Genomic DNA, 21576 nt, shown 5'->3' with positions numbered 1-21576 from the left:
CCAGATGGCCAAGACTTCAATGATCGAGCGGGAAAAGAAGCGCCAGCGTGTGGTCGCGAAATACGCGAAGAAGCGCGCCGAGCTGAAGGAGCGGATTCGCGACCCGAAGCTCGGTGACGACGAGCGCTGGGACGCGATCGTTGCGTTGCAGAAGCTGCCGCGCAACGCGAATCCGGTACGTCTGCGTACCCGCTGCGAGATCACTGGTCGTCCGAATGGCGTGTATCGCCGTTTCGGGCTTGGCCGCAACAAGCTGCGCGAGGCGGCCATGCGCGGGGATATCCCCGGGCTGGTCAAGTCGAGCTGGTAGTACCACGCGAGGTGGAATCGATATGAGCATGCAGGATCCGATCGCGGACATGCTGACCCGCATCCGCAATGCCCAGGCCAGGGCGAAGGCAACGGTGAAGATGCCATCGTCGTCGCTGAAGCTTGCGATTGCGCGCGTGCTGCGCGACGAGGGCTACATCGCCGGCTTCAAGGTTGCCGCGGAAGAAGGCAAGCCGGTTCTCGAAGTGGCGCTGAAGTACCACGAGGGCAAGCCGGTGATCGCCGAGATCGATCGCGTCAGCCGTTCCAGCCTGCGTCGCTACGCCGGCAAGGATGCGTTGCCGAAGGTGCGCGCAGGGTTGGGTATCGCAATCATCTCGACGAGCAAGGGCGTGATGAGCGACCGTGCCGCACGCGCGGCCGGCATCGGCGGCGAAATCCTTTGCACCGTGTTCTGATGTGACGAACTGATCGACGGGTAAGAACCATGTCCAGAGTTGCCAAGAAACCCGTAGTCCTGCCGGCAGGCGTCGAAGTGACGCTGAGCGGGAACGCGGTGGTGGTCAAGGGGAGCAAGGGCTCCCTCCAGTTGACCGTGCACGAATCGGTACGGGTCGAGAGGCAGGACGACCTGCTCACCTTCACGCCGCGCAGCGCGGATATGACTGCCGATTCGCTGACCGGTACCACGCGCGTACTCGTCGGCAATATGGTTACCGGCGTGTCGACGGGTTTCGAGCGTCGGCTGCAACTGATCGGTGTCGGCTATCGCGCCGCGGCCAAGGGCGAGACGTTGAGCCTGACGCTTGGTTTCTCGCACCCGGTCGAGTACCAGTTGCCGACTGGCGTCACGGCGGAGACGCCGACGCAGACGGAGATCGTGCTGAAAAGCGCCGACAAGCAGTTGCTGGGGCGTGTGGCGGCGGAGATCCGGGCGTTCCGTCCGCCGGAGCCCTACAAGGGCAAGGGTGTGCGTTACTCGGATGAAAACGTGATTCGCAAGGAAGCGAAGAAGAAGTAGGGCCAAAGACATGAGCGACAAGCAGGCAGCAAGAGTGCGCCGAGCACGGCGCAGCCGCGCCAAGATGCGCGAACTGGGAGTGTACCGGCTCTGCGTACACCGCACGCCGCAGCACATCTATGCGCAGATCATCTCGCCCGCGGGCGACCGGGTGTTGGCGAGTGCGTCGACGCTGGAGAAGGATCTGCGTGGCGGTTCCACCGGCAATGCCGATGCCGCAGGCAGTGTGGGCCGCCTGATCGCCGAGCGGGCGCTGGCGGCAGGGATCACCCGCGTCGGCTTCGACCGCAGCGGTTTCCGGTATCACGGGCGCGTCAAGGCACTGGCTGAAGGTGCGCGCGCAGGCGGTTTGGAATTCTAGGGTACGACTATGGCGTTCGAACGGCAGGATTCAGGTGCTAACGAGGGCTTCCAGGAGAAGCTCGTCCAGGTCAACCGCGTAGCGAAGGTCGTGAAGGGCGGACGCATTTTCGCGTTCACCGCACTCACGGTCGTCGGTGACGGCAAGGGCAAGGTCGGCTTCGGGCGTGGCAAGGCGCGCGAGGTTCCGGCGGCGATCCAGAAGGCCATGGATGCGGCACGCCGCAACATGATCCAGGTCGAGCTCAATCACGGCACCATCCAGTATCCGGTGCGTGCGGGTCATGGCGCCTCCAAGGTGTTCATGCAGCCGGCCAGCGAGGGTACCGGAGTCATTGCCGGAGGTGCGATGCGCGCCGTACTCGAAATCGCCGGCGTCCAGAACGTACTGGCCAAGTGCTACGGCTCGACGAATCCGGTCAACGTCGTGCGTGCGACGATCGCAGCACTGAAATCGGTGCACACGCCGGAAGAGATCGCGGCCAAGCGCGGCAAGACCGTGGCCGACATCGTCGGTTGAGACGGGAGATACAGGTGATGACGAATCAGGGCAGGACACTGAAGGTGACGCTGGTGCGCAGCACCGCGGGCAGGCTTGCGAGCCACCGCGCCTGCGTCAGGGGGCTTGGGCTGCGTCGCATCGGGCACGCGGTCGAGGTCGAGGACACGCCCGCGATTCGCGGCATGATCAACAGGGTCGAATACCTGTTGAAGATCGAAGGTGCATGAGATGAGCGACCAAAAGATGCGTCTGAACACGCTTGCCTCGGCTCCCGGCCATCGCCATGCGCCCAAGCGCATCGGGCGCGGCATGGGTAGCGGACTCGGCAAGACCGGCGGCCGCGGGCACAAGGGCCAGAAGGCGCGCAAGAGCGGCAACGTCCGGCCAGGTTTCGAAGGCGGTCAGATGCCGTTGCAGCAGCGGCTGCCGAAATACGGCTTCACGTCGCGGATAGCGCGGGTGACGGCCCAGTTGCGCACGTCGGAATTGAACGGGGTCGAAGCCGACGTCGTCGATCTGGACACGCTGAAGGCGGCGAACGTGATCACGCGCAACATCGAGCGCGTGCGCGTGTTTCTGTCCGGACCGGTCGGTAGGGCACTGAATCTGAAGGGCATTGCGGTCACACGCGGAGCGCGTGCGGCGATCGAGGCCGCGGGCGGCAAGGTCGAGGACTGATGGCAAAGCTGCCGGGCGCTGGACTGAACCAGGCGGGGTTGGGAGAGCTCTGGGCGCGCCTGCGCTTCCTGTTTCTCGGCCTGATCGTCTACCGGATCGGGACGCATATCCCGGTACCCGGCATCGATCCGAACCAGTTGAAGGCGGTGTTCAGCCAGAATCAGGGCACGATCGTCGGGCTGTTCAACATGTTTTCGGGCGGTGCGCTCGAGCGCATGAGTGTGATGGCGCTCGGGGTGATGCCGTATATCTCGGCGTCGATCATCGTGCAGTTGATGAGCTCGGTGATGCCGCAGCTCGAGCAGCTCAAGAAGGAAGGTGAAGCGGGGCGACGCAAGATCACGCAGTACACGCGTTACGGCACGCTGCTGCTGGCAGCGGTCCAGGCGAGCGGCATGGCGGTCGGCATGGCGGCACAGGGGCTGTTCTACTCCGCGGGTTTCAGCGTGGTGTTCGTCGCGATCGTAGCGCTGATCGCCGGCGCGATGTTCATGATGTGGCTCGGCGAGCAGATCACCGAGCGTGGCATCGGCAACGGAATTTCGATGCTGATCTTCGCGGGTATCGTGGCCGGCTTGCCGAGTGCGCTCGGGCAGACGCTCGAGCAGGCGCGCCAGGGCGAACTGAACATACTGGTGATGCTCGTCATCCTGGTGATCGCGGTGGGCGTGGTGTTCCTGATCGTGCGCATCGAACGCGGTCAGCGCCGGATCACGGTGAACTACGCGAAGCGCCAGGTCGGAAGACGCGTCGTGCAGGGGCAGGCGAGCCATCTGCCGCTGAAGGTGAACATGTCCGGCGTGATCCCGGCGATCTTCGCAAGCAGCATCCTGCTGTTCCCGGCGTCGATCGCGCAGTGGTTCGGGCAATCGGCGCAGAGCATGGAATGGCTGCAGAGTGTGGCGTTCATGATCGGACCGGGGCAGCCGTTGAACATCGTGCTGTTCACGGTGCTGATCGTGTTCTTCTGTTTCTTCTATACGGCGCTGGTATTCAACCCGAAGGAAGTGGCGGACAACCTGAAGAAGTCCGGGGCCTATGTGCCGGGGATCCGCCCCGGTGAGCAGACCGCGAGCTTCATCGATGGAGTGCTCACCCGGCTGACGCTGTTCGGCGCCATATACATGACGGCCGTCTGCCTGTTGCCGCAGGCGCTGGTGGTGCTGTGGAACGTACCGTTCTATCTGGGTGGTACCTCGTTGCTGATCGTGGTGGTCGTGGTGATGGATTTCATGGCGCAGGTCCAGTCGCACCTGATGTCGCACCAGTACGAGTCGCTGATGAAGAAGGCGAACCTGAAGAGTTATGGCCGCCGTTGAGGCGTTCCGGGAAGGAGATCCGAAATGAAAGTACAGGCATCGGTGAAGAAGGTGTGCCGCAACTGCAAGATCGTGCGTCGCAAGGGCACCGTGCGCGTGATCTGCAAGGTCGAGCCGCGCCACAAGCAGCGCCAGGGTTGAGCGGGAATAGTGCGCGGCGCGCTGCGTCGCGGTTGATATTGCATCCTGCCGGGAATAAACTGCCGCGCTTTTTCATGCGCCGGCCGAACCGGAAAGAAGACGGAGTGATCTGAATGGCTCGTATCGCTGGAGTCAACATACCCGACCACAAGCACGCGGTGATCGCGTTGACTTACATCTACGGGATCGGTCGCAGCACGGCACAGAAGATCTGCGAAGCCACCGGGGTGGCCCAGCACGCGAAGATTTCCTCGCTGTCGGAAGAGCAGGTCGAGGCACTGCGCGGCGCCGTGGCGCGCCATTCGGTCGAGGGCGATCTGCGCCGCGAAGTCAACATGAGCATCAAGCGGCTGATGGACCTGGGCTGCTACCGCGGTCTGCGTCATCGCCGGGGGCTGCCGGTCCGTGGCCAGCGCACCAAGACCAACGCGCGCACCCGCAAGGGACCGCGGCGCCAGATTCGCAAGTAACAGCATCATCCGGGCCGGCGAGACGGCTCGAACGGGGAATCACAGGAACAGAACATGGCAAAGCCGTCGCAAGCGAAGGTTGTCAAGAAGAAGGTCCGCCGCCAGGTGGCCGACGGCGTGGCACATATCCACGCGTCCTTCAACAACACCATCGTCACGATCACCGACCGCCAGGGCAATACGCTCAGCTGGGCGACTTCAGGCGGTGCGGGTTTTCGCGGTTCACGCAAGAGCACGCCGTTCGCGGCACAGGTGGCTGCAGAGAAGGCGGGCAACATCGCCCTCGAATACGGGCTGCGGAACCTGGACGTGCAGGTCAAGGGCCCTGGGCCGGGCCGCGAGTCCGCAGTGCGTGCGCTGAATGCCTGTGGCTACAAGATCACCAACATCACCGACGTGACGCCGATCCCGCATAACGGATGCCGGCCGCCAAAGAAGCGTCGCGTGTAAATCTACTGGATCAGGGTAACTGGAATGGCGAGATATCTCGGACCGACCTGCAAGCTTTCGCGCCGCGAGGGCACGGACCTCTTCCTGAAGAGCGGTGTGCGCGCGCTTGACTCGAAGTGCAAGACCGAAACAGCACCCGGGCAGCATGGCCAGCGCCGTGGCCGGTTGTCGGACTACGGCGTGCAGTTGCGCGAGAAGCAGAAGGTGCGCCGGATCTACGGCGTACTCGAAAAGCAGTTCAGCAACTATTACAGGGACGCAGCACGCCAGCGTGGTGCCACCGGCGAGAACCTGTTGCGCCTGCTCGAGTCGCGCCTGGACAACGTGGTTTACCGCATGGGCTTCGGCGCCACCCGCGCCGAGTCGCGCCAGCTCGTCTCGCACAGTGCGATCCTGGTCAACGGGCGCAAGCTGAACATTCCGTCCTACCAGGTCAAGGCCGGGGACGTGATTTCGGTGCGCGAGCGCGCCAAGGCGCAATTGCGCATCCAGTCGGCGATGACGCTGGCTGCCCAGCGCGGTACTGCCGAATGGATCGAGATCGATGCCAACAAGCTCGAGGGCACCTTCAAGCGGGTCCCTGATCGCGTCGATCTCTCTCCCGAAATCAACGAGAACCTGATCGTGGAGCTCTACTCGAAGTAAGGTCCGTGTCCGGGAACCAGTGTGCAGGTGTCATATGCAAGCCAACGTCAGCGAATTTTTCACCCCACGTCTGATCGACGTCCAGCAGGTCGCCCCCACGCGTGCGCGCGTTACGCTGGAGCCGCTCGAGCGTGGTTTTGGACATACCCTGGGTAATGCGCTGCGTCGCATCCTGCTCTCGTCGATGCCCGGATGCGCGGTGACCGAGGTCGAGATCGAAGGGGTGCTGCACGAGTACAGCACGATCGAGGGTGTACAGGAGGACGTGATCGACATCCTGCTGAACCTGAAGGGACTTGCGGTGGTGATGCACGGGCGCGATCACACCACGCTCACGTTGAACGGCAAGGGACCCGGTGTGGTCACGGCCGGCGACATCCAGCTCGATCACGACGTGGAGATCCGCAATCCCGATCATGTGATCGCGCACCTCAACGCCGGTGGCGCACTGCGCATGCAGATCAAGGTGGAGCGTGGTCGCGGCTACGTGCCGGCGGAAGCGCACGCCCAGGACGAAGAAGCGACACGCACGATCGGTCGGCTGCAGCTCGACGCGAGCTTCACGCCGGTGCGCCGCATGGCGTACAACGTCGAAGCGACGCGGGTCGAACAGCGCACCGACCTCGACAAGCTGGTGATCGATCTCGAGACCAACGGTACCATCGATCCGGAAGAAGCGATTCGCCGAGCCGCGACCATCCTGCACGAGCAGTTGTCGGTGTTCGTCGAGCTGAAGGACCGCGAGCCGGTTGCCCAGGCAGGACAGGGCAGCGAGCCGGTCGATCCGATCCTGCTGCGGCCGGTGGACGATCTGGAACTCACGGTGCGTTCGGCCAACTGCCTGAAGGCGGAAAACATTTACTACATTGGGGATCTGGTGCAACGCACCGAGGTCGAGTTGCTGAAGACGCCGAACCTTGGCAAGAAGTCGCTGACGGAGATCAAGGACGTGCTCGCATCGCGCGGGCTGTCGCTGGGTCTGCGCCTCGAGAGCTGGCCGCCGGCAAGCTTGAAGAACGAAGGCCGCGCGCACTGAGTGGCGCAGGCGCAACACGCTGATACAGGACCAGGACAATGCGTCACCGCACCTCAGGACGTCAACTGAACCGCAACAGCCCGCACCGCACGGCGATGTGGCGCAACATGACCGTGTCGCTGGTCGAGCACGAGTTGATCCGCACGACGCTGCCGAAAGCGAAGGAACTGCGCCGTTTTGCCGAACCGCTGATCACGCTGGCGAAGAGCGATTCGGTCGCCAATCGGCGCCTCGCGTTCAGCCGTACCGGCAGCAAGGAAGCAGTCGGCAAGCTGTTCAATGAGCTGGGGCCTCGCTACAAGGAGCGCCCGGGTGGCTATATCCGCATCCTGAAATGCGGTTTCCGCCCCGGTGACGCGGCTCCGATGGCCTACGTCGAACTGGTAGACCGCCCGCAGACGATTGCCTCGAACGACGACGACGATTGAACCACCCGCGTGAATAGGGCCGTGCGCTGTGCGCGAAATGGGCGTGCGCGGCACGCCCGTACATTCGCTCGTTGTGTGGTTGTAGGGGGCGTGCCGCGCACGCCCTTCGTGCCGCGCACGCCCTCCTCGTGCGTGCCGCGCACGCCCTCCTCGTGGATGCGCGCCGCGCGAGATACGGGCGCGCGCCGCGCGAGAGATACGGGCGCGCGCCGCGCGAGAGATACGGGCGCGCGCCGCGCGAGAGATACGGGCGCGCGCCGCGCGCCCCTACACGTAACCTCTTGGGTTGCGTGACTGCCAGTTCCAGGTATCGCGACACATCGCGTCGACGTCGCGGCTTGCTTCCCATCCCAGTTCGCGCTTCGCCAGCGCCGGATCCGCATAACAACTGGCGACGTCGCCCGGACGCCGTGGCGCGATGCGGTAGTTGATGCGCCGGTCACAGGCGCGTTCGAAGGCCGCGATCATCTCCAGTACCGAATAGCCTCTGCCGGTGCCCAGGTTGAAGGCGCGCACTCCGGCCTGCGGCGGGCGCGTCAGTGCAGCCAGGTGCCCCAGCGCGAGGTCGACCACGTGGATGTAGTCGCGCACCCCGGTGCCGTCGGAGGTGGGGTAATCGTTGCCCCAGACGCTGAGGCACTCGAGCTTGCCGACTGCGACCTGGGCCACATACGGCATCAGGTTGTTCGGGATTCCGGCTGGATCCTCTCCGATCAGACCGCTCGCGTGTGCTCCGACCGGGTTGAAGTAACGCAGCAGTGTGATGTCCCAGGCGGGATCTGCGCACTGCTGGTCACGCAGCATCTCCTCGATGAACAGCTTGGTGCGTCCGTAGGGGTTGTTGGCCGAGAGCGCAAAGTCCTCGCGGATCGGCACCGCGACCGGGTCACCATAGACCGTGGCCGATGAGCTGAACACGAGGCGGCGCACGCCGGCCTCGCCCATGCACTCGAGCAGGCGTAGCGTGCCGGCGATGTTGTTGTCGTAGTAGATCAGCGGCTTCAGTACCGATTCGCCGACGGCCTTCAGTCCGGCAAAGTGGATCACGGCGTCCAATGCATGGCGGGCGAACAGCTCGCGCAGTGCTGGCGCATCGCGCAGATCGGCACGCACGAAGGCGAAATCGCGTCCGGTGATGGAGCGCACCCGCCGCAGTGCCGTCTCGCTGCTGTTGACGAGGTTGTCGAGCACGACGATGTCGTGTCCTGCCTGCAGCAGTTCGACACAGGTATGGCTGCCGATGTAGCCGGCGCCGCCGGTGACCAGAATTTTCATGCGTGCTTCGTCCGTATGCTTCGAGTGGTATCCGTCATGACCTCGCGAGCCAGCAGAGGCGCCAGAAAGCGACCGGTGTGCGAGCGCGGATCGGCTGCGAGCTGCTCCGGCGTGCCTTCGCTGACGATGGTGCCGCCGCCGTCGCCGCCTTCGGGTCCCAGGTCGATGACCCAGTCTGCGGTCTTGATCACGTCGAGGTTGTGTTCGATCACGATCACGGTGTTGCCATGGTCACGCAGGCGGTGCAGCACGTTCAACAACTGCTGTACATCGTGGAAATGCAGGCCCGTGGTCGGCTCGTCGAGGATGTACAGCGTCCTGCCGGTATCGCGTTTCGACAGCTCGCGCGCGAGCTTCACCCGTTGGGCTTCGCCGCCTGAAAGCGTGGTTGCTGCCTGTCCGAGCCGGATGTACGACAGGCCGACCTCGACCAGCGTCTCCAGCTTGCGCGCGATCACCGGCACTGCAGCGAAGAAGGCCAGCGCCTCCTCGATCGTCATCTCGAGCACTGCGTGGATGTTGCGGCCCTTGTACTGCACGTCCAGCGTCTCGCGGTCGTAGCGCTGGCCCTTGCAGACGTCGCAGGGGACGTAGATGTCGGGCAGGAAGTGCATTTCGACACGCGTCACGCCGTCGCCGTGACAGGCTTCGCAGCGCCCGCCCTTGACGTTGAAGCTGAAGCGTCCTGGTCCGTAACCACGCGAGCGCGCCTCGGCAGTCGCCGCGAACAGCTCGCGGATCGGTGTGAACAGCCCGGTATAGGTCGCCGGGTTGGAGCGCGGCGTGCGCCCGATCGGGCTCTGGTCGATATCGATGCACTTGTCGAAGTGCTCCAGCCCGCTGATCGCGGTGTGTGTCGCAGCGCCCAGCGTGCTCGCCCCGTTCAGCGCGGTCGCTGCGAGCGGATACAGCGTGTTGTTGACCAGCGTGGATTTGCCCGAGCCGGAGACACCGGTCACGCAGACCAGAAGCCCGACCGGAAACACGGCATTCACCTGCTTCAGGTTGTTGCCGGCGGCGCCGCTCAGCACGAGCTGGCGGTGCGGGTCGCACGGTGTGCGCCGTGATGGCAGTGCGATGCGCCGCCGTCCGGCGAGGTAATCGCCGGTGATCGAGCGCGGTTCCGCGATGATGTCGGCGACGGTGCCGCTGGCAATGATTTCGCCGCCGTGCGCCCCGGCTCCGGGTCCGATGTCGATCAGGTGATCGGCGCAACGAATCGCGTCCTCGTCGTGCTCTACCACGATCACCGTATTGCCGATGTCGCGCAAGTGCGTCAGTGTGGCGAGCAGGCGCGCGTTGTCGCGCTGGTGCAGGCCTATCGAGGGTTCGTCGAGAATGTACATCACGCCGACCAGACCCGCACCGATCTGGCTCGCGAGCCGGATCCGTTGCGCTTCCCCGCCGGACAAGGTCTCGGCGCTGCGATCGAGCGTCAGGTAGTCGAGCCCGACGTTGACCAGGAAGCCGAGCCGGCTGTCGAGCTCGCGCAGGATTCGCTCCGCAATCTGGCCGCGGCGTCCGCCGAGAGTGAGCGAGCCGAAGTACCGGTGCGCTGCTCCCACCGGCAGCATCGACAGATCCGGCAGCGAGCGGTCGTCGATGAACACGTGGCGTGCCTCGATGCGCAGCCGGCTGCCGTCACAGACGGCACAGCGACGCGTGCCGATGAACTTCGCCAGTTCCTCGCGCACCAGCGCCGAGTCGGTCTCGCGGTAGCGGCGCTCCATGTTCGGCACGATGCCCTCGAAGCGGTGCGTGCGCTGCACGATGTCGCCGCGCTCGTTCGCGTAGTCGAAGCGGATCACCTCGTCGCCGCTGCCGTAGAGCACCGCCTTGCGCTGACTTGGTGTGAGCTCGCTGAACGCCACGTCGGTACTGAAGCCGTAATGACGCGCCAGCGACTGCAGCATATGGAAATAGTAGGCGTTGCGCCGGTCCCAGCCCCGGATCGCGCCGTGTGCGAGGCTCGCGCCCGGGTTCTGCACGATGCGTTCGATGTCGAAGAACTGCTGCTGGCCGAGTCCGTCGCAGCCCGGGCACGCCCCGGCCGGGTTGTTGAACGAGAACAGGCGTGGTTCGAGTGCTGCGATGCTGTGACCGCAGTGCGGGCAGGCGAAGCGCGCGCAGAACAGTTGCTCCTCGCCGGGTTCGTCCATCGGGGCGACGATGGCCAGTCCGTCGGCAAGCGCGAGTGCGGTCTCGAACGATTCGGCAAGCCGCTGGGCAATATCCGAACGCACGCGAAAGCGGTCGACCACCACCTCGATCGTGTGCTTGCGTGCCTTGTCCAGCGGGGGTACATCGTCGAGCTCGGTCACGCGGCCGTCGATGCGCGCACGCACGAAACCGCTGCCGCGCAACTGCTCGAGCGTCTGTACGTGCTCGCCCTTGCGCTCGCGCACCACCGGGGCAAGCAGCATGCGGCGCGCCCCTTCAGGCAACGCGAGTACCGCATCGACCATCTGGCTCACGGTCTGTGCGCTGAGCGGCAGACCGTGCTCCGGGCAGCGCGGCTCACCGGCGCGGGCGAACAGCAGGCGCAGGTAATCGTGGATCTCGGTGATCGTGCCCACGGTCGAGCGCGGGTTGTGCGAGGTCGATTTCTGCTCGATCGAGATCGCCGGTGAAAGCCCTTCGATATGGTCGACGTCGGGCTTTTCCATGACCGACAGGAACTGCCGCGCGTACGTGGACAGTGATTCGACGTAGCGCCGCTGCCCCTCGGCGTAGAGGGTGTCGAAGGCGAGCGAGGACTTGCCCGAACCCGACAGGCCGGTGACCACGACGAGGCGGTCGCGCGGAATGTCGAGATCGACGTTCTTCAGGTTGTGGGTGCGCGCGCCGCGCACCTGTATCATGGCCATGGGAGCGTGTACGGATCGGCAAATGGGCGAGTATACGCGCTCGCAGCGGGCACGAGCGCCTGCACCCGGATGACGGAACGAAGAGGGAGTACGCATGGAGAACGCCGGACTGGACTGTTTCAAGGCCTACGATGTGCGCGGGCGCATCCCGGACGAATTGAATCCCGGGATCGCTTACCGCATCGGTCGCGCCTATGCCGCGGTGGTGCAGCCGCGCAGCGTGATGGTGGGGCACGATATCCGCCTGAGCAGTGCCGAGATCTGCTCGGCGCTGGTCGAGGGGTTGCGTGATTCCGGGGTCGACGTGCTCGACATCGGGCAGTGTGGCACCGAAGAGATCTACTTCGCGACCTTCGACCAGCGTGTCGACGGCGGCATCGTCGTCACGGCCAGCCACAATCCGAAGGACTACAACGGGATGAAGTTCGTGCGCGAGGGATCGCGTCCGATCAGCAGCGACTCCGGCTTGCTCGAGATCAGGGACCAGGCGCAACGCAATGCGTTTGCGCCGGTCGGCGCGCGTGGCTCGCTGCGCCGTGTCGATGTGCGCGCGCGCTACGTCGAGCACCTGCTTGGCTACATCGACCGCGCGCTGCTGAAGCCGCTGAAGGTCGTGGTCAACGCGGGCAACGGCGGTGCCGGCGCGGTCATCGACGCGCTGGAGCCGCACCTGCCGCTGCGCTTCGTCAAGGTACATCACGAGGCAGACGGCAATTTTCCGCACGGCGTACCGAACCCGCTGCTCGAGGAAAACCGCGCATCGACGATCGAGGCGGTCATTGCGCACGGGGCTGACTTCGGCGTTGCCTGGGACGGTGACTTCGACCGCTGCTTCCTGTTCGACGAGAAGGGTGGTTTCATCGAGGGGTATTACATCGTCGGCCTGCTCGCGGAGGCATTCCTGAGGAGCCATCCCGGCGAGCGGATCGTGCACGACCCGCGCCTGACGTGGAACACGATCGATATCGTGCAGGGTCTGGGCGGAGTGCCGGTCTGCACCAAGACCGGGCACGCGTTCATCAAGGAGCGCATGCGCGCCGAGAACGCGATCTACGGTGGGGAAATGAGTGCACACCACTACTTTCGCGATTTCGCGTACTGCGATTCGGGCATGATCCCGTGGCTGCTGGTGGCCGGGCTGGTCTGTGCCAGCGGCAAGCCCTTGTCGGCGCTGATCGCCGAGCGTGCCGCGCGTTTCCCGTGCAGCGGCGAGATCAACAGCCGTGTCAGTGACCCGGCCGCATTGCTCGCCGGCATCGAGGCCCGTTACCGGTCCACCGCCACGGTCGTCGACCACATCGACGGGCTCAGCATGGAGTTCCCGGACTGGCGCTTCAATGTGCGCATGTCGAACACCGAGCCGGTGGTGCGCCTGAACGTGGAATCGCGCGGGGATGTGGCGCTGATGGAGGCCCGGCGTGACGAACTGCTGGCGCTGGTTCGTGGCGCATAGGCGCCTCGGCGTCCGTCGCAGCTACCAGAGGCTTCTCAGGTCACGCCACAGCGGGTTCATCGTGCTGATCAGGTGCGCCCTGCGCGCACGGTTCCAGTGGCGCAACTGTCGTTCGCGCCGGCATGCCGTCTCGGCGTCGTTGCACAGCTCGAAATACAACAGGTGTTCGGTGGCGGGTTCGCACGCGTGTGTTCCGGGATGTAGTCCCGGATCGCGCGTCAGCCGCGTGCGCAGTACCTGCGCATCGGGGTCGGAGAGAATGACGATGAAGTAGCCGTCCATGGCCGGGTTCCTGCCTGCATGGCTTGCGACGACTATTGCGCGTGCGCTGTCGCGCAAGCCATGCGAGTTTTCCCAATCACATGCCCGGTATTTCGTACCGTGACAGGCCGCGCAGACGGTTGCTACGATGCCATGCGCAACGAACCGGAGATTCCCCTCGAACCATGTCGACGCAAACGGGTACCACGCGCACGCGCGTGAACAGGCACCCGCTGGCCGTGATCTTTTTCACGGTCTTTCTCGACCTCGTTGGCTTCGGGATCATCATCCCGCTGAGTCCCTACCTCGCGCGCGAGTTTGGCGCCTCGGCCTTCGAAGTCGGCTTGTTGATGGCCGTCTACTCGGGCATGCAGTTTCTGTTCTCGCCGTTCTGGGGCGGGATCAGCGACCGCGTCGGTCGCCGTCCGGTGCTGCTGGTCAGCATCGCCGGGACGGCGATCGCACACACCCTGTTCTATTTTGCCGACCACCTGTGGCTGCTGTTCGCGGCGCGCCTGCTGGCCGGCGCCTTCAGCGCCAACATCTCGACGGCGATGGCGTATATCGCGGATATCACGCCGGCGCAGGACCGATCCCGGAACATGGGGTTGATCGGTGCGGCCTTCGGTCTCGGTTTCGTGCTCGGTCCGGCGATCGCCGGACTGCTCGCGCATTTCGGCGAGAACTTTCCGGCCTTGGCTGCGGCCTTCCTGAGCCTGCTGAATTTCACCCTGGCGGTGTTCGTGCTGGACGAGTCGCTGAGCGAGCAGAGCCGCCGCCAGCGCCCGCGTGGCTCGCGCCTCAGGAGCATCGCGGAGAAAATGCAACGGCCTGTCGTCGGTTCGCTGCTGTTTGCGCAGTTCGCGATCGGCCTCGCGATGGCCAACATGGAGGCTTCGCTGTTTCTCTACATGCAGGACCGTTTTGGCTGGGGTGTGCGGCAGTCGAGTTACGGGTTTGCGTACGTGGGAATCTGTATCGCGTTCACGCAGGGCTATCTGGTGCGCAAGTACCTGCCCAGCCACGGCGAGCGTCGCATGCTCATCATCGGTTTTCTTTTCTTCATCTGCGGCATGCTCTTCGTCGGGCTGAGTCCGTGGATCTGGCTGCTTGCGTTGGCGATGACTGCGCTCGCGTTGGGCAACGGCTTCATCAATCCGGCGGTCTCGGGCAGCATCAGTCTGTTGACCCCTGCGCACGAGCAGGGCGAGGTGCTCGGCGTCAACCAGTCGATAGCGGCGCTGGCGCGGATCATCGGGCCGTTGATGGGCGGTTACATCTACGATCACGTATCGCGGCCGTCGCCGTTTTACGTGGCAGCGCTGATGGCTGCTGCGGGGCTGGCCATCGTCTGGCGTGCGCGTGCAGGCTTGCCGCAGGTCGGCCGGGACGGATGATCCGGGCTGCGCACGGGTACGGTCGTGGCGGATTGCGCTTGCCCGTGCTGTTGACCTGCTGGCGTGAATCCGAATGCGAGATGACCTGAACCGAGGAGAGTCCAGAGATGAGCAGCAACTACACCCCACCCAGGGTCTGGAAGTGGGAAACCGGTGCTACCGGCGGCAGGTTCGCGAACATCAACCGTCCGATCGCCGGACCCACGCATGAGAAGGAACTGCCGGTCGGCAGGCACCCGTTGCAACTGTATTCGCTCGGTACGCCGAACGGTGTCAAGGTCACGATCCTGCTCGAGGAACTGCTGGCGGCGGGATTCAGCGGTGCCGAATACGATGCGTGGCTGATTCGCATCGATGGCGAGCAGTTCGGCAGCGGTTTCGTCGCGGTCAATCCGAACTCGAAGATCCCGGCGCTGCTCGACCGCAGCATGGATCCGCCGCTGCGTGTGTTCGAATCCGGATCGATCCTGCTGTATCTGGCCGACAAGTTCGCTGCCTTCGTGCCGCGTGACGTGCGCGGGCGCACCGAGTGTCTGAACTGGCTGTTCTGGCAGATGGCGAGTACCCCGATCCTCGGCGGTGGGTTCGGACATTTCTACACGTATGCGCCGGAAAAGTACGAATACCCGATCAACCGCTACACGATGGAAGTGAAGCGCCAGCTCGACGTGCTGAATCGCGAGCTTGCGAGCCGACCGTATATTGCCGGCGCCGAATACACGATCGCCGACATGGCGATCTGGCCGTGGTACGGCGCGGTCGTCATGGGCAAGGTCTACGACGCCGGCGAGTTTCTCGAAACGCACACCTACACCCATGTGCTGCGCTGGGCGCACGAGATCGCCGAGCGTCCGGCCGTGAAGCGAGGCCGGCGGGTCAACAATGTATGGGGCGAACCGTCGAGCCAGTTGGCCGAGCGCCACGACGCCAGTGATTTCGAGCGTATTGAAATCAGCAGTTGACGAAGCGCGGTGGTTTTTGCGCCCGTGCCGTGTGTCCCGGGTGAGCGCGATTCCGTGGCGGTTGTGTGCACAAATTACGTAGAAACCGGTGATCGGCCAGCCGGTGGGACGCTCTGGACTACGCTTGGAGTCCGGTCGACCGGTACTGCCAGGCGACACAACACGGAGAAAAAACCATGAAGAGACAGCATCATGCGGTCAAGGCCCTGTGTCTGGCCATCGGTACGCTGATGGCAGCCACGTCGCAGGCGCCGGTTCATGCGCAGGATCGCGTTGCGCTCGAGGAGATCATCGTCACCGCGCAGAAGCGCGAGGAAAACCTGTAGGAAGTGCCGCTGGCGATTTCGGCGGTATCGGGTGCGGAACTGGAGATGCGCAATATCCAGAGCCTCGGGGATCTGAACGCCATCGCGCCGAACGTGATGTTTCGTCCCAACGCCGGTGTGCAGACGATCTCTACCGTCTCGATTCGCGGCAGTACCAACGGACAGCCGGCGATCTGGTTCGACGCGCCGGTTGGGCTGTATCTGAACGGCGTCTATCTGGGCAAGTCCCAGGGCAACGTGTTCGATGTGATCGATCTCGAGCGCGTCGAGGTGCTGCGCGGTCCGCAGGGCACGCTGTTCGGTCGCAACACCGAGGGAGGCGCGATCAACTTCGTCACGCGTCGCCCGTCCGGTGAATTCAGCGGCAACGCGAAGCTCGAGCTTGGCAACTACAACCGTCGTATCGGCCGTGTCCAGATGGACCTGCCGCAGTGGGGCGTTGCCTCGGCCAGCTTCGCCGCGCGCAAGGAGGTTGCAGACGGCTGGGCAAAGAACCGGACCGGCCCGGATTTCGGCGATGCCGACAAGGAGGCATTCCGCGCTTCGCTGAAGCTCGATATTGCCGATGACCTGGTTGCCGTCTACGACTTCGACTACTCGAACCTCGACCAGGCGCCGGTGCCTACCACGCTGGCGTCCGTGGTGGGGTGGGGTGGGAGTTTCCCCAGCATGTTCAATCGCCCCGGTGTTCCGCTCGGCACGGCCATCGAGAACGCAGCGCTGCCGTTCGTGACGAACAAGCGCCCGAGCCATATCTCGACCGCTGTGGCACCTGGCCAGGAGGCGCCGTACGAGACTGCGCGTGGTCGTTCGCACGCCTTGACCCTCGAATTCGACGCGACCCCGGACGACCAGATCAAGTACATCGGCGCCTACCGCACCATGGACTTCGGCGACAACCAGAACATCTCGGGCACACCGCTCGCCTCGATCATCGTGCCCATGGTGCCGGCCGCGTATTCCTTCCCCTGGGGCATGATGGTCACCTACGATCGCCGGACGGACTACGAGCAGACCTCGCACGAACTGCAGTGGATCGCCAGTCGCGACAGCGTGAACTGGGTGGCAGGGCTGTACTCGTTCACGGACGACGGGGTGACCCACGGCAACCAGTTGATGTCGCTGTTCGGCCTGCCGACGCAGCAATCGAACTACGCGGCGAAGACCGATGCGTGGGCGGCGTTCGGCCAGGTCGACTGGCACTTCAACGACGCCTGGACCGCGACTCTGGGCTACCGCTATACATGGGAAAAACGCGAAGGCTGGACCGAGCGCCTCCAGACCGCCAGCTTTGGCGGCCCCATCAACACGGCCGCTCCCTGTGCTTCCACGCCGGGTCTGCTTTGCCATACCAGCTACGGCAAGAGCTTCAGCGACACCACGCCGATGGCCGCTCTCGCCTGGGCACCGACCGATGACATCAATCTCTACGTCCGCATCGCCAAGGGTTTCAAGAGTGGTGGCTTCAGCTCGGAGGTCGCCGCCCCCGAGGTGACCATACCGTACAAGCCGCAGACCTCGGTATCGAAGGAAGTGGGCATCAAGTCGCTGTGGTGGGATGGACGCGCGAGGTTGAACGTTGCGCTGTTCCACAACAAGGTGTCGGACATGCAGTTCACCCGCCTGATTCCGGCCACCACGCAGTCGCAGCTCACCAACGCGGGCATTGCGATCTACAAGGGCGCCGAGATCGAGTTTGCGCTGCAGATCACCGACGACTGGCGTATCGCGGGCAATTACGGCTACCTGGATACGAAGTTCGACAAGTACATGGACAATGCGCTGAACATAGCGGGTCGGCCAGTCATCGATACGGCATCGAACCGTCTGGCACCGCTCGCGCCCGAGAACACCTTCAGCCTGCAACTCGAAGGCACGCTGGCTCACCTGAGCTTCGGCGAGCTTGGACTGCTGCTCGACTACAGTTTCACCGACAAGCTGTACCTGTATGCAGTCAACAAGAGCCTGTCCGCGCCGAATGCCGGTGGCAGCTATTCCAAGGATATGGATTCGATGCCGCGTACGGAAAACCTCAACCTGCGGCTGCAGTTGTCGGATGTGCCGATGGGCGAAGGCAGCATGGACTTCGCCTTCTTCGTGCGCAACCTGACCGACGAGGACAAGGAGAGTTACGGCATCGACTTCGGCATGTATCGTACGGCCAACTGGCAGCAGCCGCGTACCTACATGTTCTCGGCAGCCTACAAGTGGTAAGGGGTTGAGCAGGCGTGCTTCGCGTGTCTTCCGGATACGCGGAGCACGGCCTTCAGACCTGTGATTGCAGGTAGTTCTGGCGGCCGATCTTCGCAGCCAGATCCAGTTGGGTCGCGATCCAGTGCGAGTGCCGTTCCTCGTCGTCGAGCATTTCGCGCAGGAAATCACGGCTGACGAAGTCGGCCACCTGTTCGCAGGCGGCAATTCCCTCGCGCAGCAGCGCAATCGCTTCGGTGACGAGGCGCTGGTCGTGCCCGAGCTGTTGCAGCGCGTCCTGCCCGAGCTCGACCGGATGCATGTCGACAAGCGTCGGCACCCCTTCCAGAAACAGGATGCGGTCCATGATGCGGGCAGCGTGTGTGGCCTCTTCCCTGCTGTACTCCAGTTGCACTTCAGCCAGGCGGCTGAAGCCCTGGTCTGCTGCACTGCGCGAATGGAGCAGATACTGCTTGATGCCGGTCAGCTCGAATGCGAGATAGCGGTTCAGGTACGCGATGATCGCCTCGTTGCCGCGCATGGTGCCGATCCTCATTCGTCCATCTTGATCACGACCTTGACGTACTTCTTCGAGTACAGGTCCTCGATCGCCTGCTGATGGCTGCTGAGCGGGTGCACGCGCTGGATCAGCGTCCTGAGGTCGACGCGGCGTGCGAGCCGGATTGCCTTCGGGAACAGGCCGGCTCCCATCAGCATGCCGTGCAGGTGTTTCTGGTCCCAGTAGAACTGGCTGTGCACGTTGACCGGCAGGATGGGATCCTTGCCGTACATCGCAAAGTAAACGCAGTCGCCGTCACGCGCGAGCAGATCGAGCGTCATTGCGGCCGCAGACATTGCGCCGGTGCCTTCCACCACGCAGTTGAACTTCCCACCGGCAGCGGCAAAGGTCTTGTCGAGTACGCCTGCCTCGCGTGGATCGAAGGCGTGGTCGGCGCCAAGCTGCAGTGCCAGGGCGCGCTTTTCTTCCACCAGATCGAACACGGTGATGTTCGAGGCGCCGGACAGACGGGCCAACTGGACCAGCATCAGACCGATACCACCGGCGCCCATGATCGCCACCGATTTTCCCCACGAGAACTTCGCCTGCTCGGCCACGGCGAGAGCGATCGTCAACGGTTCGATCAGGCAGGCGCTCAGCAGGTCCTGTTGCTCGGGCAGCCTGAATACCTGCGTCACGTGGTAGCACGCGTATTCGGCAAAGCCGTTCATGCAGAACTGCAGGTTCACGCAGAAGTTTTCACGGCCGCTGCGGCACTGGTCGCAGGCGTAGCAATACCTGGCATAGTTCACGATGACCCTGTCGCCAACGTGGTAGCCGTAAGCCTCGGCCCTGGGCCCGACCTTGTCGATGATTCCGGACAGCTCGTGGCCGAACGGCATCGGCAACATCGCCTGCGCGCCTTCGGCAAACTCGCCGAGGTCGCCCGTCAGGGTATGGGCATCCGAACCGCAGATCGACGCGTAGACAACCTTGACCCGCACCTCGTCAGCGGCAGGCTCGGGCAGGGGCACTTCCCTTGCCTCGACGGTGCCCATGGTCTGTTTTTCGAAGTCACGCAACGACGTGATGAACAGTTGCTTCACAAGCCTTCTCCTGCAACAACCGGGACCGTATGGCGTACTTGCTGGACTCCTGAGCGTGGATCAGGAGCAGAACGCGCGTACTGTTTTTGCAATGCCCGGGCTATCGAAACCGTAATGCGGATAGATTTCCTCGGGGTAGCCGAAACTGATGAACTTGTCGGGAATGCCGATCTTCTTCAGCCTGGCGGGCACCCCGGCCTCCATCAGTACGTCGGCCACGATGCTGCCCAGACCACCGAGTATGTTGTGGTCCTCGACGGTGACGATGGTGCCGGTCCTGCGGGCTGCGGTCAGGATCGCCTCCCTGTCGATCGGCTTGATCGTGTGCATGTCGAGCACGCCGACACTGAGACCGTCCTCCTGCAGTGCCAGGGCCGCGCGCAGGCTGTTGTAGACGCCGGTGCCGGTCGCGATGATCGTGACGTCATCGCCTTCCTTCACTTCGACCGCCTTGCCGATCACGTAATCGTAATCGGCGTTGTAGACAGCCGGCTCCTCGCCGCGCGGAATCCGGATGTAGATCGGGCCGGGCCACGTCAGCGACGCTTCCAGCATCCTGACGCACTGGTCGGCATCGCTGGGCGCGATCATCGTCATGTTGGGAATCGCATTCATGACCCCGAATTCGACGATGGTGTTGTGCGTGGGGCCATAACCGGACGACAAGCCGCCATGGGTGCCGATCAGGCGCACGGGCAGGTCGTTGTACGCGAGGTCGTTGTGGATCTGGTCGAGTGCGCGTATGCACAGGAACGGGCCGAACGTCTGGCCGAACGGGATGTAGCCCCTGCGTGCGAGTCCGGCTGCCATCGTGACCAGGTTCATCTCGGCGATGCCGACGTCGAGGACGCGGTTCGGGTACTGGTCGTACAGCTCGCGCACCGGACCCGACTTGCCGGTGCCATCCGAGTTGATGTAGCAGACCTTCGGATGGTCCTTCACAAGCTGGACCATTTTCTTCGTCACCAGGTCCTTCGCGTTCATCATCGCCGCGATATCGCTGACATTGAATGTGAAACCGGCCATGCTCAGGTCCTCTTGTGCTGTTCTGCTGTGTATTGGTCGATCAGCGTCAGGGTCTCGGCCAGTTTCTCGTCGTCCAGCCCACCGATGTGCCATGCGTAGGGGCGGTCCGTCATGTACGACACGCCCTGGCCCTTGGTGGTGTTGGAAATGATGCAGACGGGCTTGCCGGGATTGCGCAGATTCACCGGCGGCAGACCGGCCAGCGTGCGATCGATCTCGTGCATGTTGGTGCCGTCGATTTCTCGCACGTCCCAGCCGAAGGCGCGCCAGCAGTCGCCCATCGAATTCCACTTGATGTTCTCACCGGCCATGAACGAAGCCGAGCACTGGTTGTTGTCGACGATTGCCACGATGCTGTCGAGGTTGTGCGACGCCGCGTACATGATGGCTTCCCAGTTCGAGCCCTCTTCCATTTCGCCATCGCCGAGCAGGCAGTAGATGCGCGAGTCGATGCCCTCGTTGCGATTCGCGTGGGCAAAGCCGACGCTCCAGCTCAGGCCGTGCCCCAGTGAACCGGTGGAGACTTCGATGCCGCGCACGTACTTGCGGTTGGGGTGCGCGCCGAAGCTGTAGCCGATCTTGTTGTAGTTGTTGAGCAACTCGTCCCAGGAGTGCAGTCCCATATCGCAGAAGATGCAGTAAAGAAGCACGCCGTTGTGCCCCTTGCTGAGCACGAACATGTTGCGGCCCGGGTCTTCGAGGTTGTCCGGATCGAAGCCGAGATACTTGTAGTACACAGCGACTGCGACGTCGGTGGCTGACAGCGGGCCGGCCAGGTGGATATTGCCGGCGTAACGCGCGCAGCGACACAGGTGCTTGCGGATCTCGCCGGCCTTTTCGATCAGATCGGGAACATGGTTCAGGTGGATTTTCGTCACAAGCTCGGTACCTTTG

The 21576-nt window shown here is 63.7% G+C and carries 26 protein-coding genes; 19 read left to right on the top strand and 7 right to left on the bottom strand.

Features of this window, described 5'->3' with window-relative positions; translation table 11 throughout:
* Nucleotides 1-4 precede the first annotated feature (4 nt).
* From rpsN to rplQ, 14 genes are all read left to right on the top strand, one after another.
* Nucleotides 5-310 (top strand): 30S ribosomal protein S14, encoded by a 306-nt coding sequence (rpsN, locus tag H7A12_15155; GenBank protein MCP5322130.1) that lies wholly within the window; start codon nt 5-7, stop codon nt 308-310.
* Between the two features lie 22 nt (nt 311-332).
* A complete protein-coding gene (rpsH, locus tag H7A12_15150; GenBank protein MCP5322129.1) occupies nt 333-728 on the top strand; it encodes a 30S ribosomal protein S8 in 396 nt (131 codons plus the stop codon).
* A 29-nt stretch (nt 729-757) separates the two neighbouring features.
* On the top strand, nt 758-1291 hold the full coding sequence (gene rplF, locus H7A12_15145; GenBank protein ID MCP5322128.1) for a 50S ribosomal protein L6: 534 nt from the start codon (nt 758-760) through the stop codon (nt 1289-1291).
* A 10-nt stretch (nt 1292-1301) separates the two neighbouring features.
* A complete protein-coding gene (gene rplR / locus H7A12_15140) occupies nt 1302-1652 on the top strand; it encodes a 50S ribosomal protein L18 (GenBank protein MCP5322127.1) in 351 nt (116 codons plus the stop codon).
* Nucleotides 1653-1661: 9 nt separating this feature from the next.
* Nucleotides 1662-2171, top strand: a complete 510-nt coding sequence (gene rpsE, locus H7A12_15135; protein ID MCP5322126.1) for a 30S ribosomal protein S5 — start codon at nt 1662-1664, stop codon at nt 2169-2171.
* A gap of 17 nt (nt 2172-2188) precedes the next feature.
* On the top strand, nt 2189-2380 hold the full coding sequence (rpmD, locus tag H7A12_15130; protein MCP5322125.1) for a 50S ribosomal protein L30: 192 nt from the start codon (nt 2189-2191) through the stop codon (nt 2378-2380).
* A gap of 16 nt (nt 2381-2396) precedes the next feature.
* Nucleotides 2397-2831, top strand: a complete 435-nt coding sequence (gene rplO, locus H7A12_15125; protein MCP5322124.1) for a 50S ribosomal protein L15 — start codon at nt 2397-2399, stop codon at nt 2829-2831.
* Nucleotides 2831-4150, top strand: coding sequence for a preprotein translocase subunit SecY (secY, locus tag H7A12_15120; GenBank protein MCP5322123.1), 1320 nt, complete (start codon nt 2831-2833; stop codon nt 4148-4150). Before rplO ends, secY begins: the two co-directional genes overlap by 1 nt.
* Before the next feature lie 24 nt (nt 4151-4174).
* Nucleotides 4175-4291: a 50S ribosomal protein L36 gene (rpmJ, locus tag H7A12_15115; protein MCP5322122.1), complete on the top strand. Its 117-nt coding sequence runs from the start codon at nt 4175-4177 to the stop codon at nt 4289-4291.
* Between the two features lie 113 nt (nt 4292-4404).
* Nucleotides 4405-4761 carry a 30S ribosomal protein S13 gene (rpsM, locus tag H7A12_15110; protein MCP5322121.1) on the top strand — a complete coding sequence of 119 codons (357 nt, stop codon included), beginning with the start codon at nt 4405-4407 and terminating at the stop codon, nt 4759-4761.
* A 54-nt stretch (nt 4762-4815) separates the two neighbouring features.
* Entirely contained in the window at nt 4816-5211 is a 396-nt protein-coding gene (gene rpsK / locus H7A12_15105) for a 30S ribosomal protein S11 (protein ID MCP5322120.1), read from the top strand.
* 24 nt (nt 5212-5235) lie between these two features.
* Entirely contained in the window at nt 5236-5856 is a 621-nt protein-coding gene (gene rpsD, locus H7A12_15100; GenBank protein MCP5322119.1) for a 30S ribosomal protein S4, read from the top strand.
* Nucleotides 5857-5890: 34 nt separating this feature from the next.
* Nucleotides 5891-6892, top strand: coding sequence for a DNA-directed RNA polymerase subunit alpha (gene rpoA, locus H7A12_15095; GenBank protein MCP5322118.1), 1002 nt, complete (start codon nt 5891-5893; stop codon nt 6890-6892).
* 38 nt (nt 6893-6930) lie between these two features.
* The gene (rplQ, locus tag H7A12_15090; GenBank protein ID MCP5322117.1) at nt 6931-7320 is read left to right on the top strand and encodes a 50S ribosomal protein L17; all 390 of its coding nucleotides are present in this window, start codon (nt 6931-6933) and stop codon (nt 7318-7320) included.
* A gap of 267 nt (nt 7321-7587) precedes the next feature.
* Here the strand turns inward: rplQ and galE are convergent, their stop codons facing one another.
* Nucleotides 7588-8595 carry a UDP-glucose 4-epimerase GalE gene (galE, locus tag H7A12_15085; GenBank protein ID MCP5322116.1) on the bottom strand — a complete coding sequence of 336 codons (1008 nt, stop codon included), beginning with the start codon at nt 8593-8595 and terminating at the stop codon, nt 7588-7590.
* A complete protein-coding gene (gene uvrA, locus H7A12_15080) occupies nt 8592-11462 on the bottom strand; it encodes an excinuclease ABC subunit UvrA (GenBank protein MCP5322115.1) in 2871 nt (956 codons plus the stop codon). The genes galE and uvrA overlap by 4 nt, the downstream gene beginning before the upstream one ends.
* A gap of 94 nt (nt 11463-11556) precedes the next feature.
* Here uvrA and H7A12_15075 point away from each other — a divergent pair, with 94 nt between their 5' ends.
* Nucleotides 11557-12915 (top strand): phosphomannomutase, encoded by a 1359-nt coding sequence (locus H7A12_15075; GenBank protein MCP5322114.1) that lies wholly within the window; start codon nt 11557-11559, stop codon nt 12913-12915.
* Nucleotides 12916-12936: 21 nt separating this feature from the next.
* On the opposite strand, the gene H7A12_15070 is transcribed toward H7A12_15075, so the two are convergent.
* Nucleotides 12937-13197: a hypothetical protein gene (locus H7A12_15070; protein ID MCP5322113.1), complete on the bottom strand. Its 261-nt coding sequence runs from the start codon at nt 13195-13197 to the stop codon at nt 12937-12939.
* 164 nt (nt 13198-13361) lie between these two features.
* Between H7A12_15070 and H7A12_15065 the strand changes: the two genes are divergently transcribed.
* The 4 genes from H7A12_15065 (at nt 13362) to H7A12_15050 (ending at nt 18075) form a co-directional block, all read left to right on the top strand.
* Nucleotides 13362-14573, top strand: coding sequence for an MFS transporter (locus H7A12_15065; GenBank protein ID MCP5322112.1), 1212 nt, complete (start codon nt 13362-13364; stop codon nt 14571-14573).
* A 107-nt stretch (nt 14574-14680) separates the two neighbouring features.
* Nucleotides 14681-15535 carry a glutathione-dependent disulfide-bond oxidoreductase gene (gene yghU / locus H7A12_15060; GenBank protein ID MCP5322111.1) on the top strand — a complete coding sequence of 285 codons (855 nt, stop codon included), beginning with the start codon at nt 14681-14683 and terminating at the stop codon, nt 15533-15535.
* Between the two features lie 176 nt (nt 15536-15711).
* Nucleotides 15712-15861, top strand: a complete 150-nt coding sequence (locus tag H7A12_15055) for a hypothetical protein (protein MCP5322110.1) — start codon at nt 15712-15714, stop codon at nt 15859-15861.
* Between the two features lie 3 nt (nt 15862-15864).
* Nucleotides 15865-18075 (top strand): TonB-dependent receptor, encoded by a 2211-nt coding sequence (locus tag H7A12_15050; protein ID MCP5322109.1) that lies wholly within the window; start codon nt 15865-15867, stop codon nt 18073-18075.
* A gap of 52 nt (nt 18076-18127) precedes the next feature.
* Here H7A12_15050 and bfr read toward each other — a convergent pair whose 3' ends face one another.
* Genes bfr through H7A12_15030 form a run of 4 tightly spaced genes read right to left on the bottom strand, consistent with a single transcriptional unit; the run spans nt 18128 to nt 21560 of the window.
* A complete protein-coding gene (gene bfr, locus H7A12_15045) occupies nt 18128-18592 on the bottom strand; it encodes a bacterioferritin (protein MCP5322108.1) in 465 nt (154 codons plus the stop codon).
* Nucleotides 18593-18603: 11 nt separating this feature from the next.
* Nucleotides 18604-19656 carry an alcohol dehydrogenase catalytic domain-containing protein gene (locus tag H7A12_15040; protein ID MCP5322107.1) on the bottom strand — a complete coding sequence of 351 codons (1053 nt, stop codon included), beginning with the start codon at nt 19654-19656 and terminating at the stop codon, nt 18604-18606.
* 60 nt (nt 19657-19716) lie between these two features.
* Nucleotides 19717-20682 carry a hypothetical protein gene (locus tag H7A12_15035; GenBank protein ID MCP5322106.1) on the bottom strand — a complete coding sequence of 322 codons (966 nt, stop codon included), beginning with the start codon at nt 20680-20682 and terminating at the stop codon, nt 19717-19719.
* A gap of 2 nt (nt 20683-20684) precedes the next feature.
* Nucleotides 20685-21560, bottom strand: a complete 876-nt coding sequence (locus H7A12_15030) for a transketolase (GenBank protein ID MCP5322105.1) — start codon at nt 21558-21560, stop codon at nt 20685-20687.
* Between the last annotated feature and the right edge of the window lie 16 nt (nt 21561-21576).

This window comes from Pseudomonadales bacterium (genome assembly GCA_024234165.1).
In the GTDB taxonomy this organism is placed as follows: domain Bacteria; phylum Pseudomonadota; class Gammaproteobacteria; order Pseudomonadales; family UBA5518; genus UBA5518.
Note: the sequence above shows the minus strand (reverse complement) of the source record. Positions and strands in the feature narration are given on the sequence as shown.

Coding starts and splice junctions, on each gene's coding strand:
- bfr (MCP5322108.1), bottom strand. CDS start 18,592: ATGCGCGGCAACGAGGCGATCATCGCGTACCTGAACCGCTATCTCGCA.
- uvrA (MCP5322115.1), bottom strand. CDS start 11,462: ATGGCCATGATACAGGTGCGCGGCGCGCGCACCCACAACCTGAAGAAC.
- rpsM (MCP5322121.1), top strand. CDS start 4,405: ATGGCTCGTATCGCTGGAGTCAACATACCCGACCACAAGCACGCGGTG.
- galE (MCP5322116.1), bottom strand. CDS start 8,595: ATGAAAATTCTGGTCACCGGCGGCGCCGGCTACATCGGCAGCCATACC.
- rpsN (MCP5322130.1), top strand. CDS start 5: ATGGCCAAGACTTCAATGATCGAGCGGGAAAAGAAGCGCCAGCGTGTG.
- rpsK (MCP5322120.1), top strand. CDS start 4,816: ATGGCAAAGCCGTCGCAAGCGAAGGTTGTCAAGAAGAAGGTCCGCCGC.
- rpsD (MCP5322119.1), top strand. CDS start 5,236: ATGGCGAGATATCTCGGACCGACCTGCAAGCTTTCGCGCCGCGAGGGC.
- rplQ (MCP5322117.1), top strand. CDS start 6,931: ATGCGTCACCGCACCTCAGGACGTCAACTGAACCGCAACAGCCCGCAC.
- rpsH (MCP5322129.1), top strand. CDS start 333: ATGAGCATGCAGGATCCGATCGCGGACATGCTGACCCGCATCCGCAAT.
- H7A12_15035 (MCP5322106.1), bottom strand. CDS start 20,682: ATGGCCGGTTTCACATTCAATGTCAGCGATATCGCGGCGATGATGAAC.
- secY (MCP5322123.1), top strand. CDS start 2,831: ATGGCAAAGCTGCCGGGCGCTGGACTGAACCAGGCGGGGTTGGGAGAG.
- rpmJ (MCP5322122.1), top strand. CDS start 4,175: ATGAAAGTACAGGCATCGGTGAAGAAGGTGTGCCGCAACTGCAAGATC.
- rpoA (MCP5322118.1), top strand. CDS start 5,891: ATGCAAGCCAACGTCAGCGAATTTTTCACCCCACGTCTGATCGACGTC.
- yghU (MCP5322111.1), top strand. CDS start 14,681: ATGAGCAGCAACTACACCCCACCCAGGGTCTGGAAGTGGGAAACCGGT.
- rplR (MCP5322127.1), top strand. CDS start 1,302: ATGAGCGACAAGCAGGCAGCAAGAGTGCGCCGAGCACGGCGCAGCCGC.
- rplF (MCP5322128.1), top strand. CDS start 758: ATGTCCAGAGTTGCCAAGAAACCCGTAGTCCTGCCGGCAGGCGTCGAA.
- H7A12_15055 (MCP5322110.1), top strand. CDS start 15,712: ATGAAGAGACAGCATCATGCGGTCAAGGCCCTGTGTCTGGCCATCGGT.
- rpsE (MCP5322126.1), top strand. CDS start 1,662: ATGGCGTTCGAACGGCAGGATTCAGGTGCTAACGAGGGCTTCCAGGAG.
- H7A12_15075 (MCP5322114.1), top strand. CDS start 11,557: ATGGAGAACGCCGGACTGGACTGTTTCAAGGCCTACGATGTGCGCGGG.
- rpmD (MCP5322125.1), top strand. CDS start 2,189: ATGACGAATCAGGGCAGGACACTGAAGGTGACGCTGGTGCGCAGCACC.
- rplO (MCP5322124.1), top strand. CDS start 2,397: ATGCGTCTGAACACGCTTGCCTCGGCTCCCGGCCATCGCCATGCGCCC.
- H7A12_15065 (MCP5322112.1), top strand. CDS start 13,362: ATGTCGACGCAAACGGGTACCACGCGCACGCGCGTGAACAGGCACCCG.
- H7A12_15070 (MCP5322113.1), bottom strand. CDS start 13,197: ATGGACGGCTACTTCATCGTCATTCTCTCCGACCCCGATGCGCAGGTA.